This is a genomic window from Mangrovibacterium marinum (assembly GCF_003046625.1).
Lineage (GTDB): Bacteria > Bacteroidota > Bacteroidia > Bacteroidales > Prolixibacteraceae > Mangrovibacterium > Mangrovibacterium marinum.
This window is the reverse complement of record NZ_QAAD01000007.1, coordinates 95,849-113,221: the sequence shown is the minus strand read 5'-3', so window position 1 is coordinate 113,221 and position 17,373 is coordinate 95,849. Positions and strand designations below refer to the sequence as shown.

14 protein-coding genes are annotated in these 17,373 nt (G+C 47.4%); 6 read left to right on the top strand and 8 right to left on the bottom strand.

Translation table 11 applies throughout. From position 1 onward, the window contains the following. Positions 1-236 precede the first annotated feature (236 nt). The 7 genes from C8N47_RS08530 to C8N47_RS08500 all read right to left on the bottom strand — a co-directional run bounded on the left by C8N47_RS08530 (position 237) and on the right by C8N47_RS08500 (position 9,399). The gene (locus tag C8N47_RS08530; RefSeq protein ID WP_107822125.1) at positions 237-1,622 is read right to left on the bottom strand and encodes a porin family protein; all 1,386 of its coding nucleotides are present in this window, start codon (positions 1,620-1,622) and stop codon (positions 237-239) included. Beyond that, on the bottom strand, positions 1,619-2,182 hold the full coding sequence (locus tag C8N47_RS08525) for an RNA polymerase sigma factor (protein WP_107822124.1): 564 nt from the start codon (positions 2,180-2,182) through the stop codon (positions 1,619-1,621). Before C8N47_RS08525 ends, C8N47_RS08530 begins: the two co-directional genes overlap by 4 nt. Positions 2,183-2,361: 179 nt before the next feature. Continuing rightward, on the bottom strand, positions 2,362-3,945 hold the full coding sequence (locus C8N47_RS08520; protein WP_107822123.1) for an OmpP1/FadL family transporter: 1,584 nt from the start codon (positions 3,943-3,945) through the stop codon (positions 2,362-2,364). Positions 3,946-4,453: 508 nt separating this feature from the next. Next, complete coding sequence (gene lpdA / locus C8N47_RS08515; RefSeq protein ID WP_107822122.1) at positions 4,454-5,845, bottom strand: dihydrolipoyl dehydrogenase; 1,392 nt, start codon at positions 5,843-5,845, stop codon at positions 4,454-4,456. A 138-nt stretch (positions 5,846-5,983) separates the two neighbouring features. Then, positions 5,984-7,081, bottom strand: coding sequence for an AhpC/TSA family protein (locus C8N47_RS08510; RefSeq protein ID WP_107822121.1), 1,098 nt, complete (start codon positions 7,079-7,081; stop codon positions 5,984-5,986). Beyond that, positions 7,078-8,208 (bottom strand): methylmalonyl Co-A mutase-associated GTPase MeaB, encoded by a 1,131-nt coding sequence (gene meaB, locus C8N47_RS08505; protein ID WP_107822251.1) that lies wholly within the window; start codon positions 8,206-8,208, stop codon positions 7,078-7,080. Before meaB ends, C8N47_RS08510 begins: the two co-directional genes overlap by 4 nt. A 99-nt stretch (positions 8,209-8,307) precedes the next feature. Next, the gene (locus tag C8N47_RS08500) at positions 8,308-9,399 is read right to left on the bottom strand and encodes a DUF1573 domain-containing protein (RefSeq protein ID WP_170111339.1); all 1,092 of its coding nucleotides are present in this window, start codon (positions 9,397-9,399) and stop codon (positions 8,308-8,310) included. 339 nt (positions 9,400-9,738) lie between these two features. Here C8N47_RS08500 and C8N47_RS08495 point away from each other — a divergent pair, with 339 nt between their 5' ends. Genes C8N47_RS08495 through C8N47_RS08485 form a run of 3 tightly spaced genes read left to right on the top strand, consistent with a single transcriptional unit; the run spans position 9,739 to position 12,209 of the window. After that, positions 9,739-11,109 carry a sensor histidine kinase gene (locus C8N47_RS08495; protein ID WP_107822119.1) on the top strand — a complete coding sequence of 457 codons (1,371 nt, stop codon included), beginning with the start codon at positions 9,739-9,741 and terminating at the stop codon, positions 11,107-11,109. Positions 11,110-11,111: 2 nt separating this feature from the next. Then, positions 11,112-11,822 (top strand): response regulator transcription factor, encoded by a 711-nt coding sequence (locus C8N47_RS08490; RefSeq protein WP_107822118.1) that lies wholly within the window; start codon positions 11,112-11,114, stop codon positions 11,820-11,822. Between the two features lie 18 nt (positions 11,823-11,840). Then, the gene (locus tag C8N47_RS08485; protein ID WP_107822117.1) at positions 11,841-12,209 is read left to right on the top strand and encodes a sulfite exporter TauE/SafE family protein; all 369 of its coding nucleotides are present in this window, start codon (positions 11,841-11,843) and stop codon (positions 12,207-12,209) included. A gap of 48 nt (positions 12,210-12,257) precedes the next feature. On the opposite strand, the gene C8N47_RS08480 is transcribed toward C8N47_RS08485, so the two are convergent. Next, complete coding sequence (locus C8N47_RS08480; RefSeq protein ID WP_107822116.1) at positions 12,258-13,295, bottom strand: ATP-dependent 6-phosphofructokinase; 1,038 nt, start codon at positions 13,293-13,295, stop codon at positions 12,258-12,260. A 324-nt stretch (positions 13,296-13,619) separates the two neighbouring features. Here C8N47_RS08480 and nadB point away from each other — a divergent pair, with 324 nt between their 5' ends. The 3 genes from nadB to C8N47_RS08460 are packed head-to-tail and all read left to right on the top strand — an operon-like array spanning position 13,620 to position 16,758. Beyond that, complete coding sequence (gene nadB, locus C8N47_RS08470) at positions 13,620-15,191, top strand: L-aspartate oxidase (RefSeq protein WP_107822114.1); 1,572 nt, start codon at positions 13,620-13,622, stop codon at positions 15,189-15,191. Beyond that, entirely contained in the window at positions 15,188-16,033 is an 846-nt protein-coding gene (nadC, locus tag C8N47_RS08465; RefSeq protein ID WP_211316080.1) for a carboxylating nicotinate-nucleotide diphosphorylase, read from the top strand. Before nadB ends, nadC begins: the two co-directional genes overlap by 4 nt. Continuing rightward, positions 16,030-16,758, top strand: coding sequence for a type III pantothenate kinase (locus C8N47_RS08460; RefSeq protein WP_107822113.1), 729 nt, complete (start codon positions 16,030-16,032; stop codon positions 16,756-16,758). The genes nadC and C8N47_RS08460 overlap by 4 nt, the downstream gene beginning before the upstream one ends. Positions 16,759-17,373 lie beyond the last annotated feature (615 nt).

Genomic DNA, 17,373 nt, shown 5'->3' with positions numbered 1-17,373 from the left:
AACATTCTAGCCTACCTTAATATTACAAATTGATATTTTAAGCGAACGATCCTACCATTAAGATCGAAATAAAACAACAATTCCGTCATTCGTCGCGCCCGATGCGCTACGTCACGACACCCACAGCATCAAACGAAGACGAAAGTTTTTCAAGCTAAAATGCCAGCGATCAAGAACAGCGGCAAAAGGCAAAGAGCTCCATCTCCCTCCGGCCTGATCAGAAGCTACTATTCGGCTCAAAACGAGTAACTCAGACCGGTACTGAATCCGACGGTGTAGGGCTTATAGCTGATGTCGCTGTTCCGGCTAAGCGACTGCAGGTAATAGCGAAACTGGGGTTCCACCCGAAGTTGCAAACTGGAACTAAGTTTGTATTCCAGACCAAAACCAAGCAACGACGAGAGCGTAAAGTTATTCATATCAGCTGTTTTCCCGATATTTTCACCCGAGTTGTAAACCGCATTTCGAACCAGGAAGCCCGAATTAAGGCCGGCCGACAATTGCACACCAAGTGCGCCATCAACAAGCCGGTAACGCATTACCAGCGGAATTTCTATGTAGTCGAACACCTGATCGATGTCGGGGCTACTCATCATTACCGCCCGGATGCCCTCTGCAGATTCGAAACCGGTTGCCACCAAACTATTAGGCGGGATATCGTTGAGCAACACCTGCCCCACCGGTGCATTAACCACCAACTGCCCGCTGGCGGTAGGTTTTGCTTCCACATAATCACCAACCGGACTTACGGCGACCGAAAGACTGCGCGCCGAACCTGCCGTGCTGCTCTGTGCCAACCGGCTATATTGAATGCCCGACTGAATACTCCAGGCACCTTGGGTTCGCATCTCAACCAACAAGCCTCCGCCGAAGCTGAAATCACGTTGGCTTGCAGGGGAACTCATGGCCAAAGCATAACGCTGGCTGTATTTTGCCGTCTTCATGCTCAACGCAGGCGTCACCATGGCACCAACAGCCCACGAAGGCTGCCGCTCCTGCTGCCGGCTGTTACGTAAGCCGGCTTGATTCATCACCATAATCTTACGGTCCTCTGCGGTTAATCCGCCATCTTCTTCTCTGTTTATTTTCAATACTGCTGTCGGAGGGAGCTGAGCCACCAAGCTGGCAGCAAGCCTTTTCACTGCCGAAAGCTGCACTTTTTCCCGGCTGGCCAATCGCTGTGACTCATCGGTCAGCTTGCTGTGCCGTAATTCGACACTCTCCGCCGAAGAATGCGTCAACAATTGAGCAACATCAACCTTGCCAGTGTCGTTGTTAGTAGCCGATAAAGTAGACACAGATGTTTCGTTGTCGGTGAAAGAAGGACTAGTCTCCCCAGGCGCAGCCTCACCACTGTCGCCGGTCCCCGTTAGCTGCTGACGCGACAACTCATTCCGGCCCGTCAGTCCAAACTGATCGCGCTGCAACTGCCATCCCAGCATAAAGGCAATCAACAGGGAAGCCGCTATTGCGGAAACACGCCAGAAAAACAGTCGCTTTTTCTGTTTTGCTGCTGCCTGTTTGGCCACAATATCATCCCAGAGGTAGGCAGGAGGCTTCAGTTCGAAATCTGCTAATTTCGAGCGAATAAAATCATCCAGTTGCCGATCTTCTTTCATCATGCTGTAAAATTCTTTTCTGCGTCCATCAACTCTTTGCGTATCCGATCCCGAAGAATCATCCGGGCACGGGCCAGATTCGATTTAGAGGTTCCTTCCGAAATGTGCAGCTCTTCTGCAATTTCGCGGTGACTCATAGCCTCTAAAACGTACAGGTTGAATACCATGCGATACCTTGGCGGCAATTCCCGAATCAGTTTCATCAGCGCTTCGCCCGAAATACTCTGGTCAATCTCCGTATCATCATCCTCCCGATCATAGTTCGATAAGTCATCAACCGGGAACAACTGGTTCTGCTTGCGAAATTTCGCTAAAGCGACATTAACCATCACCCGCCGCATCCATCCCTCAAAGGAGCCTTGATGCTTATAGGTTCCAATTTTTTCAAAGACCTTCATAAAACCATCCTGCAAGTTATCCTCCGCCTCGGTCTGATCCTTGGAATAGCGCATGCACACCCCAAACATTTTGGGCGCAAAAAGCCCATACAAGCGCGCTTGTGCACTGGTTTTGCCGGCGGCACAATCCTTAATCAACTGTATTAGCTCTTTGGAGTTGGACACTACTAAAGGATTTACATTCTGAAACCGCCACCACGTTTCCGGCGCTTTAGCTGTTTAGCTAACAGATGCCCGATTGAAAAAATGGTTGCGTATGAAAGCCAAAATTAGGACTTTTTTCAGACCAAAAGCGGAGATATCGTGACGATACCTCCGCTACTCCTGTTCCTCAAAAACTATTTTCAGAATTTATAATCGATACCGATACCAAATACTTTATTGGTACGGGCAAACACATCTGTTCCTGGCAAACCGGTGCCATTGTAATTAGTTGACGTTTTGGTCCAATCGTCGTAATCAGTAAAGAAATAAGCCAAGTTCAACCGAAGCGCCGGCGAAATATTGTAAGCACCGCCAAAGCCAAGCGAGTATGAATTCAGGCTGAAGCTCATATCGGTTTGATAATCGTCGGTAACACCCGACCGGGTAATCTGACCACCAAAACTCAGCAATAACTGCTCAGTTAATTGGTATTCTGTACCAAACAAAAACTCGTTGATCCCGCCGTCAATGTATTGCTGTTTATCGTTGGCCATTTCTGCATCCGAGTCGAAATAATGATGATAGCCAGCCGCGATTTTCCAGTGTTTCGTGATGGCATATTCAGCACCAAGCGACAGCAACGCCGGGATATCGTGCGGTGTGTTTACGCCATCGGTGTACAAACCGGTATCGTCTACCTTCGTCTTATTTTGCACGTTTAACGAAGTAACAAACTCGTAGCGGGCAGCCAGGTTCAATCCTCCGGTATGGTAGTTTAAACTTAAAATTGGCGTCACTCCCCATCCCGTTTGGGTACAATCCAGATTTTTATCTCCCACCGATTCTTCATAAGCTTTGTTCGTAGCAGCAACGGTTACGTACCCCTGTTTCACCGAGCTCACATCCATTGCGCCAGCCGTTGCACTCGTAACGCCCAACCCTTGTGCTAACTGATCAACCTGAGCCTGTGTCATCATCCCGGCATTAACCAACTGACCGAGAGTTGCTGCACCATATCCCTGACTTTCGATCCCCGCCATTGTATTAGCAGTACTCGTCGCCGCGGTGTAGGCGCCGTTAAAAAAGTCAGTCGCTTTCATCATCGAACCAGTTGGGTTCAGCGCAGGGTGGGTCGGGTTTATGCTGATATTGCGCAGATGCCCAACATACTTATTATTCACAACATTTAGCCGCAATCCGACTCCGACCGAAAAATGCTCAGAAAGCTGATAAGAGCCGTTCAGTTGCCATCCAAAAATATACTGCCGGCCTTCCATATACGAATCAACCGAATAGGCCGAGGTTTCAATGCCCTTCTGGCTGAGCATAATTGGCAACATCGAGATGCTCGACTCGAACGAAGCCAAGCCCTCGTTAAAAATAGCTTTACCACCACCGCCGGTGATACCAAAACTCGTCGAGAACACAACCTTGTCGCGTTTATAGGCAAGCTGAAAGCTCGGAATAATGGGGACTGAAGCTTCGCCTTTGAATTGCTTGGCAGCACTTCCGTTGTTTCCTTCTGCAAAAGCGAATCCGGTAAAGGTCGAGTTAATGGTCCGCGTTTGAAAAGCACTTTGATTGGTCAGCGAAAAGTGAAAACCGTCGCTCAAAAAAGTAAGCCCCGCCGGATTGGTGTAAGCCGCATCAATCTCCATTGAGGCATTACGCGCGGGGTTCCGAAGAAAGTGGACACTCTGATTGGTGTTGGTAAGCAGACCGCCAGCAAACGAAGCGGGCACGGCAAACATGGTTGCCAACACAAGCAAACTAATTCTTTTCATAAAAAAACTGTTAGTAATGGGGCGCAAAAGTATCAATTTTCGCCAATCAACAAAACAAATATGCTATATATCAGCCAATTGCGGACTTTTCAAACTTTAAGGTCATTTATTCTACAAATTCGGAAAAGGCGGAAACCGACATGATCCCCCCAGGACTCCAACAAGATTGAAAGTGCCAGAAAACTGGAGGAAGCGATTGGAGGCAATGAAAGGCAGTTGAAAAAGATCCGAATTGAACAAAAGCAGGAATGAAAAACGGGGCGAATTGCCCGGGGATGCTTAAACCAGCTCGGGGGACCCGTCAACCGGGCTTTTCAGGATTTTGATACTGACCGGGTGACTGCGAGTCACCCGGTCAGTGCTAAAATAGACCGGTTTCAACCAACAAAGCCTGACTTCAAGTTCAAGCAGAGCCGCTATTCGCAGACAGGCGCATCACCCGAAGGGATTAAAAAAAAGAGCCCGACCAAGTGGCCAGACTCCTTCTTATCGCATAATAAATTGTTTCTTACAGGTGGATAACTTCGTCGTAAGCAGCAGCAGCAGCCTCCATAATTGCCTCGCTCATGGTTGGGTGCGGGTGAATTGATTTGATCAATTCGTGCCCGGTAATTTCCAAACGCTTGGCTACAACCAGCTCGGCAACCATTTCGGTTACGTTACCACCAATCATGTGTGCTCCAAGCAACTCGCCGTACTTCGCATCGAAAACCAGTTTCACAAAACCGTCTTTCTGACCGGCAGAACTTGCTTTGCCGCTGGCCGAGAATGGGAATTTACCCACTTTTACTTCGTAACCGGCTTCCTTGGCTTTTGCCTCGGTCATCCCAACCGACGAAACTTCGGGCATGGTATAAGTACATCCGGGAATGTTTCCATAGTCAACCGGCTGCGGGTTTTGGCCGGCAATTTTTTCAACGCAAGCGATCCCTTCAGCAGAAGCAACGTGCGCTAATGCAGGACCGTGAACGATGTCGCCAATTGCATAAACGCCTTCTACGTTGGTGCGGTAGAAATCATCAACAATAATTTTACCTCTTTCGGTTTTAACACCCATTTCTTCCAAACCAATACCTTCGATGTTTGTTGCCACACCAACTGCAGATAACACAACTTCGGCTTCCAGCTCTTCAACACCTTTCTTGGTTTTCACTTTCACCTTGCAAACTTTACCTGACGTGTCCACTGATTCAACGGAAGAGTCAACCATCACTTTCATTTTCATTTTTTTGAATGAACGTTCCAGTGTTTTCGACACTTCTTCGTCTTCGTTAGGCACAACATTCGGCAGGAACTCAACCAAAGTTACTTGGGTACCGATTGATTGGTAGAAGTACGCAAATTCGCTGCCAATAGCGCCCGAACCAACCACAACCATCGATTTCGGTTGTTTCGGCAGGGTCATTGCCTGGCGGTAACCAATGATTTTGGTTCCGTCCTGTGGCAAGTTCGGCAATTCTTTCGAACGTGCACCAGTCGCTAAAATGATATGTTTGGCTTCAACTTTAGTTTTCTTGCCGTCGGCATCGGTCACCTCAACAAGGCCTTTTGCGGCTAATTTACCGAAACCGTTGATGACCTCAATTTTATTCTTTTTAAACAGAAATTGAATCCCTTTGCTCATGCCCTCGGCTACACCGCGGCTGCGTTTTACCATCGCTTCGAAATCCGGCTTCACTTCTCCGGTGATTGCGACTCCGTAATCGGCAGCGTGCAAAGCATACTCATAAGCCTGCGCACTTTTCAACAAGGATTTGGTAGGGATACATCCCCAGTTCAAACAAATACCGCCGAGGTTTTCTTTTTCAACCACAGCAACTTTAAACCCCAACTGGGCGGCCCGAATGGCGGCAACATATCCGCCGGGGCCACTCCCTATCACTAATACATCGTAGCTCATAATCGTTGTTTCGTTATTTTTTCGACTGTAATGAAAACATCTAAGTTCATAAAATGTTGTGAAAATTTTCGATTCCCACCCGAGCAGGCTTCTCCTTGCCCGCGAATAAAAAAGCCGGTTTAAAACCGGCTCCTATAACTAATTTAGCAACTCTGCCAATTTCTCATCCAATGCGTCGCCACGCAGGTTTTTTGCAACAATTTTACCTTCGGGATCCAGCAAAACAGAGTGTGGAATGGCATTCACACCATAAAGGCGGGCCACCTCATTTTGCCAGTATTTCAAATCGGAAACATGATGCCAGTTCAAGTGGTCGTCGTCAATTGCTTTCAGCCAGGCATCCTTATCGCGGTCCAATGACACACCAAGAATATCGAATCCTTTGTCCTTGTATTTTTGGTAGGCCGCAACCACATTGGGATTTTCCTGACGACATGGTCCGCACCACGAAGCCCAGAAATCGAGCAACACATATTTACCCCGCAATGATGAAAGGGTGAACGGAGTGCCCTCCGGATCGTTCATAGTGAAATCGGGAGCTTCAACACCAACGGCTGTTTTCGCCTGGCTCTCGAGCATCTTTTTCAACTGCACAACAAACTCCGATGTTTCCAGCTCGGGAGCAAAGCCATCAACCAACTCCTTCATCTCGTCGTATTCCAGGTTATTGGCCAATTGCGTAAGTGTGATAAACGGCGCAACAATTGAGCTGCTGTTTTCACGAACAAAATTCTTGGCGTAAACTTCCATATTGTCGGCTGCGGCTTCAATGTCGATTTTCACCCGCTCCATTTCTTCCTGATTTCCGGTGGCCGCAGCCTGCTGATATTGCCCGCGGTATTCACCCATTTTTTGGTTCAGCCGCGACACTTCTTCCACATAACTGTTAAAAATATCGGTGGTAGGCGAACCACTAACCTTCGTGGCGCGCAAACTATCCTTGTAGCTTTCAACATTGATGGCTGCATTTTCGAGGAAAAACTGCGCAAAATAATCGCGTGCATTCAGGCGCAGATAGGTTAATTCGGGGCTGCCGGCAGTTCCTTCGAAATGGAAAGTGCTGTTTTCGATTTTCGAGGTATCGACAACAACGGGTTTGTTAGCCTCTACTTTCACCAGGTATACAACACCCGAATCGAGCCCGGCAACAGTACCGCTAATGGTGTATTTTGATGAATTGCTCTGGCAAGCGGCCATCACCACCAAAAGCAGGAAAATGGGGAATAATTTTTTCATTCTTGTTCTTTTTGATTTTGATAATATGTTTCTAATAAATCTTTTGCAGCAACGAAGGAACTTAATTCTTCATTCAACACTTGTTCTTCAAACGTAGCAAGCAGCTTTTTAATCTGCGGATTCTGATAAAAATTTGATTTTAGCTGATCGTTGATCGTTTCGTACATCCAAAACTTGGACTGCTCGTTTCGCTTATGCTGAAAGTACTGATTCTCGTTGACGTGACTCATGTAGTCGTTAATGGTTTGCCAAATCTTATCGAGTCCGATTTTCCGGAAAGCCGAGCAAGTCAGCACCTTGGGCTTCCAGCCCGAATCGGTTGGTGGAAAAAGCTGCAAGGCATTCATGTATTGAACGCGTGCCATCTCGGCGCGGTCAACATTATCGCCATCGGCTTTATTAATGGTGATGGCATCGGCCATTTCCATTATACCACGCTTGATGCCCTGTAACTCGTCGCCCGCACCCGACAGCATCAACAGCAAAAAGAAATCGACCATGGAGTGCACCACGGTTTCACTTTGCCCAACGCCAACAGTTTCAATAAAAATAACATCGAAACCGGCTGCCTCGCACAGAATAATTGTCTCGCGGGTTTTACGTGCTACGCCCCCCAGCGACCCGGCTGAGGGCGAAGGACGAATGTAGGCATTCGGATCGATCGACAGCTCTTCCATCCGGGTTTTGTCGCCCAAAATACTTCCTTTTGAACGTTCACTACTCGGGTCGATGGCCAGCACCGCCAGCTTATGCCCCAGGGATGTGATATATTTACCGGTCGATTCGATGAACGTACTCTTCCCAACCCCGGGGACACCGGTAATACCGATCCGAATTGACCGCCCACTATGCGGAAGGCATTTCAGAATGATTTCCTGGGCAATTTGTTGATGTTCCGGCTTATTGCTTTCGACAAGCGTTACGGCCTTGCTCAAAATAGTCCGGTTTCCCTGAAGGATGCCGTCGACGTATTGATCAACCGTAAGCGGCTGTTTGCGTTTATTTTTCAGGAAACGTTGAATTGAATTTTCATTAAAAGAATCAGGCTGTTCCACCCCGTCGTTAACAGTCAGCCCTTTGTAGTGGTCATCGTTTTCAATATGATGATGTTCTTTATCTGCAATCATTAGCTCGAAATTTTTACGAAGATAAAACTTCGGTATCGAATAAAAAAAAGCCACTCCGAATAATCAGGAGCGGCTCTGAAAAAATGAAAAAATATCTTATTATCCGGCGGTTTTCACGTTTGTTGAAATACGCAAAATTGTTGTCGGATTTTTAGGATCGTTCGTAATAACGGTAATGGCCTTATTCTGGCGTCCCCGCTTACCTCTCGAGTTGAAAACCACTTTCAAGGGTACCGACTCGTTTGCGGCAACCACTTTTTTCTCGGGGGTAACAGCCGTACACCCACAGGATGTTTTTACATTGCGAATAATTAAATCACGCTTACCGGCATTTTTCAGCGTAAACACACATTCTACCTTATCGCCCTCGTTGATATCGCCAAACTCGTGGGTTTCTTCGCTGAAGGTTGCCACCGGAGCATTAGCCAATTCCTGTGGTGATAGGGCCGAAAAGTCCTCTTCGATGGTTGCCGAAACACCGATCGAGTTGCGGTAATCCGCTTTGCCATCCACATTCAGGTAAATACGGTGCATCACAAAACCATAGGAATTAATTTTAGAAGCATCGTAGGTAACAATAACCTGTCCCTTTTCTTTGGGTTTCAATGTTGATGGAACCACTTTCACCGTCAGGTTCTCGGGAGGTGTTTTAAAATCGAGCGATACCGGCTGATCGGAATCATTCACAATCTCCAGGCTATCGGTCTTCACCTCATTCTCTTTAATTTTCACAAAGGCGATGTGGTTGGTCTTGGCTCGCACCGCCCCAATCTGACGAGGATACAATTCGGCAATTGTTTTCTCGCGCTGCTGCACTGTTCCCTTGATTCGCAAAACTGTACGGGGAACTTCGCCATTGCTGCTTACCGTTATCGACTTGTTGAACGGTCCGGGACGATTGGCCGGATTATAACTCACCTTAATAAAGCCCTTCTCTCCTGGAGCAATTGGCTTTTTGGTCCACTCCGGCGTTGTACAACCACAGGACGCCTGTACGTTATTCAATATCAGAGGTGTTGCCCCCTGATTCACAAAGGCAAAATTGTAAGACTGCGGTCCTTCCGCTTCTTTAAAGGTTCCGAAATCATGCTCTGTTGTTTCAAAAACAATCTTGGCTTGCGATGTTTGAGCTTTAACCCCAATAATGAATAGCAATAAGGTTAAAACGGTAAGTAAAAATCTCGCTTTCATAGGCATTTCATTTTGTGAATATGATAGGTCGTTAAATATTGTTGTATTATTTATATTGGTAGTTACACAAAGCTAAGAAAGCTTAGTCTGTTTCGTTGTTAATTGCGTCAAACATTTGTTAACGACTTGTTAACAACTCTTGACGCTATTGGAAATTAATATAGCTTCGCTTAACAATAGATCGTTAGATTTTCAGATTTCAGACTATCAGAGCTTTGTAATGCTTTAAATTAGCGTGTTTTGGCAAACCACGCACCAAACACATAAAACGCGAAAGACCGGGCGATCACGGGGATCTAATAAACTATTCACTTAACATTCAACAGAATAAAGGCGCAAATGGGACGAAATACAATACGGGTAATTGTTGTGTTAGCCACCTTGTCGGTGTTGGGAATTTTGATTATCCAATTCTTTTTTCTGAAGAACACCGTCGACTTCAGTGAACGCCGGTTTCACGAATCAACCAGCCAGGCATTGAAAAATGTGGCTCAAAATCTGGTCGAATACAACTCAAAGACCCAGGGCTACAAAAGCAACTACGACCCCTATAATTCCGTCGATCAAATTTCGAACAACTACTATGTTGTCAACGTCAACGATATCATTAACCCGGGATTGCTCGAACATCTGCTTTTAGTCGAGTTTAAGCGCTTCAATATTGACTTGGACTTCGAATATGCCATTTACGACTGTAACACCCGCCAGATGGTCCATACCATTTCTTACTCGAGCGAACGGGACAGCATTGTGCGGTCAACCTACCTCCGCGGCGATTCTGTACCCGACGAGCTTACCGACGAGCAGATTTTCGAAAATCATTACGCCTTAACCCCCAATAAAGCATCCCAAACTGCGCTCCCCACCTGCGACAAATACACCTATTATTTTGGCGTTTACTTTCCCAACCGCAGCAAGTATTATTCGAGCCAGGTGAAGGCCTGGTATATGGTCAACGGATTTCTATTTATCGTGTTGTTGTTCTTTGGCTACACCTTGTACGTCATTTTCCGCCAACGGCGCCTTAGCGAGATTCAAAAAAACTTTATCAACAACCTGACTCACGAGTTTAAAACACCAATATCGGCCATCCGGCTATCGGCAAAAGTACTGGAGGATCCGAAAATTATCAATCACCCCAAGCGACTAAACGACTATGCCCGAATTGTGAGCGACCAAACACAACGACTAAGTTTACAGGTCGAAAAAGTGCTTCAGATGGCAAGCCTCGAAAAAAAGATCGTTCAACTGGATAAACAGCAATTGGAAATCAATGCATTCCTCACTCAAACAATTGATGAGTTTAAAGCCAGCCAGGAAACGTCGACCGATTTTATTGAACTGACACCCTTAACGCAGGAGCAGACCATCAATGCTGATCCGCTCCACTTCTCGAACATGATTTTCAATATTCTGGACAACGCCATAAAATATTGTACCGATGCCCCGCGGATACAGATCCTTCTCGAGAACAAAAAAAACCAGCTGCGTTTAAGTTTTGCCGATAACGGCATTGGCATTCCCGAAGAATACAAAAAGAAAATATTCTCCCGTTTTTTCCGAATCCCAACCGGCGACATCCACAACGTAAAAGGCTTTGGACTGGGCTTGGACTATGTTCGGAAAATGATCCATTTCCACCATTGGACCATTCAGGTGAGGGATAATTCGCCAAAAGGTACTATTTTTACGATCATCATACCTAAGTAATTATGAATTTCACCGGTAAGAGAATTTTATTAGCTGAAGATGATAAGACACTGAATTTTATCATCCGGGACAACCTGGAGGAAGCCGGCTATGTGGTATCAACGGCCGACGACGGCGAACAGGCGCTTCAAAAATTTACAGACGAAAGCTTCGACTTATGTCTGCTGGACGTGATGATGCCCAAGCTGGACGGCTTTTCACTGGCAAAAAAAATAAGAGACGAAAATGAAACAATACCGATTCTGTTTTTAACCGCCAAATCGCTGAACGAGGATAAGATCAACGGTTTTTCAATCGGAGGAGACGACTACATCACCAAGCCTTTCAGCATGGAGGAATTGCTGATGCGCATTAAGGTGTTCCTGAAGCGATCGATGAGTCCGGCCGAAGATGAGGGTGATTTTTTGAGCTGTAAAGTTGGCCAGTTTAATTTCGTTTTTAACGACCTCAGCCTGCAGCATGGCGACAAAAAAAGAACACTAACCTATAAAGAAGCAGAGCTGCTTCGCTATTTCTGCGAAAACCCCAATCGGGTACTGAGCCGCTCCGATATTCTCAAAAACGTGTGGGGATCGGATGATTATTACCTCGGCCGCAGCCTCGATGTTTTTATTTCACGCCTGCGCAAATACCTGGCCAGCGACGAAAATATCCGAATTATCAACCTGCATGGTATCGGCTTCCGTTTCAATGCAGCCATTGAACGCCAATAAGCAACACACACAGCAACAATGGCAGCACAGCAGCTAATCTTTTTGATTATTCTCGGACTTACAGCAGGTTTACTAGGTGGAACACTCGGTGTTGGTGGAGGGCTGATTGTCGTTCCCGCCTTGGTCTTTCTGTTTGGTTTCAGCCAACACGACGCCCAGGGAACGGCACTGGCATTTATGCTGCCTCCGGTTACCTTCTTAGCCACTTGGAATTACTGGAAAAACGGCAACGTACACTGGCGCTACGCCCTTGTACTGTCGGTCACCTTCCTGCTGGGTGCTTTTATCGGCTCCAAACTCGCGATCGAAATCCCGGATCGTATTCTCAAAAAAATGTTTGGCTTCTTGCTGCTGTTTTTTGCCCTCAAAATGATTTTCTCGAAATAAAAAACCCCGCAAAAATATTGCAGGGCTCTTCTTTTCTGAATAATATAGTTACAAATATTCATCGCCAAACGAAACGCCCATTTTCCGGGCTTTTGCAATCAAGGGGTGGTCGGGCTCAACCAAGCGCAGTTTATCGCTGATCTCCTCGAGCGGCACCGTTGTTAATTCGTTATTTATCACAGCTACCATGGTGCCAAAATCGCCCTTGGCAATGCTCTCGGCAGCAAATGCACCATAGCGGGTGGCCAAAATCCGATCCATTGGGGTTGGACTACCACCGCGCTGAATATAGCCCAATACTGTCTCCCGGGTTTCAATGCCGGTGTAAGTCTGAATGGCCTCAGCCAAATGGCGCGCAGCCGACGTTTCTTTGGGATGACTGATCCCCTCGGCAACAACTACGATGGAATAAGGCTTGTTACTCTCATAACGATCTTCAATTTTTTTACAAACCGAGCGAATGTTGTATTCCAGCTCGGGCAACAAAATAATATCGCCACCTCCGGCCATCCCGGCGTACAGCGCAATCCATCCGGCATGATGTCCCATCACTTCGATAATCATAACCCGCTGATGCGAGTTAGCCGTCGTATGCAAGCGATCAATAGCCTCTGTTGCAATATTCAACGCCGAATCGAAACCAAAAGTCACGTCCGTCCCCCAAACATCATTGTCGATGGTTTTAGGAATACCAATAACATTCAAGCCTTCTTTTGCCAACCGGTTAGCCGTTTTCATGGTTCCGTTGCCACCGATGCACACCAAAGCATCCAGTCCCAATTCCTGGTAATTCTGTTTAATCAGCTCTGGCTTATCACTATCACCTTCTTTGACAAATTTATAGGGTTTCTCGCGCGAAGTTCCAAGGACCGTTCCCCCCAGGGTAAGAATCCCCGACAGGTGGGCCTCCTTGAGCTCGATGTAATCTTTTTCAATCAAACCGGTATAGCCGGCATTAAACCCAATAACTTCCATACCGTAGTTAACAATCGCTGTCTTCCCTACTCCTCTGATGGCCGCATTTAGTCCCGGGCAATCTCCTCCGGCGGTCAAAATACCTATGCGCTTCGCTTTTTTAGAGCTCATAATTACAATTTAGGTTGAACTTGATGTGATAATTTTCTCCGAATTTAATAAATCTAATGACTATTTTCCCTCAAAAAATGAAACTATTTCGCTTTTCAAGCATTCAAAAACACCAACAAATCGGGGGAATGTCATTTTTAACCAGGTGGAAATGATTTCCCATAAAGCTGTGGGTCAGCTAAAAATTCAGAGAATAAGCCATGGCCAGCAATACAAAAAAGGGCATTTGCTCATTTTCGCCCACTTCCCGGCGCAAATCAGCATCTGTATGATTTGATTTTATACCTTTGCTTCGGTTATTAAATTTGAAAGCAAACCGTTTTCATGCAAAAGAAATCGTTTGACATTATTGTCGTAGGGAGTGGCCTCGCAGGGCTTACGGCAGCTTACCATGCATCCAAAAACGGATCGGTAGCACTGATTACAAAATCACAACTCGACACCAGTAACTCATACTATGCCCAAGGAGGTATCGCCGGGGCCATATCAGCCGATGACTCACCGGATCTTCATGCACACGACACCTTGGTTGCCGGTCGTGGCCTGTGCGAGCAGGACGCTGTTGACATCCTGGTTCGCGAAGGCAAAGAGCGCATTCTCGATTTGATTCAAATGGGTATGCAGTTCGATAAGAAGGACGGAGAGCTGGTTCTTGGACTGGAAGGCGGCCACTGCAAAAGACGGATCTTGCACGCCGGAGGCGATGCAACCGGTAAAGAGCTCACCTGTTTCATGATGCGCCAGGTTGTCGAGCAACAGAAAATCGAAATATTCGAGTACACGGCCGTCACCCGGTTAATTGTTGTTAACGGTATTTGTCTGGGCGTTCAGGCAATCGACTTTGTGCGCGGCGAGAATGTTATTTTCGAAGCTCCGGCATGCATTCTGGCTACCGGTGGCCTCTCGCGCATCTTCAGCCGAACCACAAACCCCCATACCGCTACCGGCGACGGCATCTCCCTGGCTTACGATGCCGGAGCAAAAGTCGAGGATATGGAGTTCATTCAATTTCACCCCTCGGCACTGTGTATCGAAAATCAAGATGCCTTTTTGATCAGTGAAGCGGTGCGCGGCGAAGGCGCCTGGCTGCTCAATAAAAACGGCGATCGCTTTATGACAGACATACATCCACTGGCCGAACTGGCTCCACGCGATGTTGTTGCTTTCTCAATTTACCAGCAAATGAAGAAAGACCAAAGCCCCAACGTCTTTCTGTCATTGAAGCATTTAGATCCCGAAAAAATTAAAAAACGCTTTTCGAATATTTACACCAAGCTGGCAAGCTTCGGCTACGACATGACATCCGATCTTCTGCCGATAGCACCGGCGGCCCACTATATGGTTGGCGGAATAAAGACCGGCCTGCATGGCGAAACCAACATCCAAGGGCTATTTGCCTGCGGCGAGGTTGCCTCGACCGGAGTGATGGGCGCCAACCGTCTGGCCAGCAACTCCCTGCTGGAGTGTCTGGTTTTTGGAAAAAGAGCCAGCGAACGAGCAGCCACCATCGTCCCTTCGGGCCTTGCAATTCCCGAACTCGAGACATACACAAACAAAGTGGAATACGAGGAATTCTACCTTCAAATAAAAAACGAAGTTGCAGACTTAATGTCCGGGCACGTTGGCATCGTCCGCAACGAACACGAGCTGGAAAAAGCCCTGAACCGCTTCGAAGAGATCAGAGCCAAAGTTGACAGTCGCACACTCGACTACAACATTCTGAAAGCACATCAGATTGTTGAAATCTGCGAACTGATTACCCGCTCGGCCTTACTGCGCAAGGAAAGCCGCGGTGGCCATATCCGCGAAGAGTTTAAGCAGGAAAGTCCGGACTTCAGACTTCATATCGTATTTCAAAAAGGAGAAAAAACAGCCTATATTCCATTACGCAAATGATGAATCAAGAAGAATTAAACGCCGCTGAACATTTAATTGACCTGGCATTGAAGGAAGATGTTGCCACCGGCGACTTAACCACCGACAACCTGATTCCGGCTGAACTGACCCGGAAAGCATTCTGGAGAGCAAAGGCCGACGGCGTTATTGCCGGCCTTCAGGTTGCTGAGCGAACCTTCAAAAAGCTCGACGCCAATTTAAGCTGGAATGTGCTGGTTAATGATGGCGATAAGGTGAAAAAAGGGGATCTGATTGTTGTGTTCGAAGGTAGCTACCGGGCCATCCTGACCGGCGAGCGCACTGCTCTGAACTTTGTTCAGCGCCTGTCGGGCATTGCAAGCATGTCGCGGATTTATGCCGACGCTGTCCGGGATTATAAATGCCAAATACTCGATACCCGCAAAACACTCCCGGCTTTTCGGCTGCTCGACAAGTACGCCGTAAAAACAGGGGGAGCAAGCAACCACCGGGTAGGCCTGTTCGATATGGTAATGATAAAAGACAACCATATCGATATTGCCGGAGGAATCAGCGCGGCGGTGCAAGCCATCCGGGCCAAAGTGGCTCCGGACATCAAAATTGAAGTGGAAACCACAAACCTCCTCCAGGTACAAGAAGCGATTGATGCCGGAGCAGACATCATTATGCTCGACAATATGGACAATGCGACCACCCGACAGGCGGTTGATCTGATTGCCGGGCGTGCCAAAACAGAAGCATCGGGCAACATGACCCTGGAGCGACTCGCCGAAGTTGCCGCCACCGGAGTCGATTACATCTCGATAGGAGCACTAACTCATTCGGTAACTGCCCTGGACATTAGCCAACGGATCGAAGCATGAACCTAATCATCGATATCGGAAATACCTGCTGTAAATGGGCTGTTTTCAACAACAACCAGCTTGTGGCCCGAGAAACGATTGATGAGTTGAATGCCCGCAGCCTGAGCAATCTGTTCGGGAAATTTCCGGCTATCGATCAGGCTATTTTATCGGCCGTACGCGGTTTCGACCGGGAATGCACCCAATTACTGACCGAGAAAACCAGGCTTTTCATCGAACTGAGTCATACAACGCCATGCCCGATTGCTAATTGCTACGGCAGCCCTGAAACCCTGGGCCTCGACCGGCTGGCCGCAGCCATCGGCGGAACCGTCCTTTTCCCCAAAAGTCCTTTGCTTATTATCGATGCCGGAACTGCTATTACCATCGATGTAGTTAGCTCGGCCAACGAATACCTGGGAGGCAACATCTCCCCTGGTCTGCGCACCCGCTTTAAAGCTCTGAATGAGTTCACCGGAAAGCTGCCCTTGGTCGAACAACGCGACGAGTTTGAGCTAATCGGACAAAACACCGAATCGGCGATCCGCACCGGAGTGCAGCAAGGCGTTCTTTTCGAGCTCGAAGCATACATCCGACAGCTAAGCGCCCAATATCCGGGTCTAAAAACATTGCTAACCGGTGGCGACTCAGCCTTCCTAACCCGACACATGAAGTCCGACACAGTACTAGTCCCCAACCTTACGCTAACCGGACTGAACGCGATCCTGGATTTCAATTCGATATAAATAGCGAACACCCATTTCTTCAACCCATGCGATCGTAACACGACCTCCAAACTGCTAATTTCACCAAACCGATTCCCACATCCATACCGACAAGCAAGCGTGGGTTTGGCGCGTACATAGTTTATTGTTTCGTCAAGACACAAAACGAATGAGTGCTGGATAATCCGATGGAAAAACCAATTCAGGAGATCTACAAAGCGCACCACTTGAACCGTGTCCGTTTTCGTACTGACAAAGGCCTTGATCGAAAACACAACAATTTCTTAACACATCTTTATAAACCAAAAAACGCAATAGCGGTTCGACTCGCGATTCATTGACTCCCCCACAAAAAACGAACAACACCATTGGGCTGATCTCCCGAACGCGAACCCTACCAGGTATTACATGCCTACTGCGCCATACTCGAAACTTCGTTTTCGGACAATCTCTAATCGGCGGCTGATGCGGCCTCCCTCCAGATAGCCACCAGCAAACCGGCTCAGACCCCATTCACCATCCAACAGCCCCGTACGCAAACACTCCCTTAAGCCCACCTGAGAGCTATAAAACACCGGGACAAAGCAAAACCGCCCTAAACGTGGCACAGCTTTTGATCCGAAACCTGTGGTAATT

What these genes read in the sequence shown, in the direction of transcription:
- C8N47_RS08480 (WP_107822116.1), bottom strand. Translation starts at nt 13,295, where the DNA reads ATGAGCTCTAAAAAAGCGAAGCGCATAGGTATTTTGACCGCCGGAGGA.
- nadB (WP_107822114.1), top strand. Translation starts at nt 13,620, where the DNA reads ATGCAAAAGAAATCGTTTGACATTATTGTCGTAGGGAGTGGCCTCGCA.
- C8N47_RS08490 (WP_107822118.1), top strand. Translation starts at nt 11,112, where the DNA reads ATGAATTTCACCGGTAAGAGAATTTTATTAGCTGAAGATGATAAGACA.
- C8N47_RS08460 (WP_107822113.1), top strand. Translation starts at nt 16,030, where the DNA reads ATGAACCTAATCATCGATATCGGAAATACCTGCTGTAAATGGGCTGTT.
- C8N47_RS08530 (WP_107822125.1), bottom strand. Translation starts at nt 1,622, where the DNA reads ATGATGAAAGAAGATCGGCAACTGGATGATTTTATTCGCTCGAAATTA.
- C8N47_RS08510 (WP_107822121.1), bottom strand. Translation starts at nt 7,081, where the DNA reads ATGAAAAAATTATTCCCCATTTTCCTGCTTTTGGTGGTGATGGCCGCT.
- C8N47_RS08495 (WP_107822119.1), top strand. Translation starts at nt 9,739, where the DNA reads ATGGGACGAAATACAATACGGGTAATTGTTGTGTTAGCCACCTTGTCG.
- C8N47_RS08520 (WP_107822123.1), bottom strand. Translation starts at nt 3,945, where the DNA reads ATGAAAAGAATTAGTTTGCTTGTGTTGGCAACCATGTTTGCCGTGCCC.
- nadC (WP_211316080.1), top strand. Translation starts at nt 15,188, where the DNA reads ATGATGAATCAAGAAGAATTAAACGCCGCTGAACATTTAATTGACCTG.
- C8N47_RS08485 (WP_107822117.1), top strand. Translation starts at nt 11,841, where the DNA reads ATGGCAGCACAGCAGCTAATCTTTTTGATTATTCTCGGACTTACAGCA.
- lpdA (WP_107822122.1), bottom strand. Translation starts at nt 5,845, where the DNA reads ATGAGCTACGATGTATTAGTGATAGGGAGTGGCCCCGGCGGATATGTT.
- C8N47_RS08500 (WP_170111339.1), bottom strand. Translation starts at nt 9,399, where the DNA reads ATGAAAGCGAGATTTTTACTTACCGTTTTAACCTTATTGCTATTCATT.
- meaB (WP_107822251.1), bottom strand. Translation starts at nt 8,208, where the DNA reads ATGATTGCAGATAAAGAACATCATCATATTGAAAACGATGACCACTAC.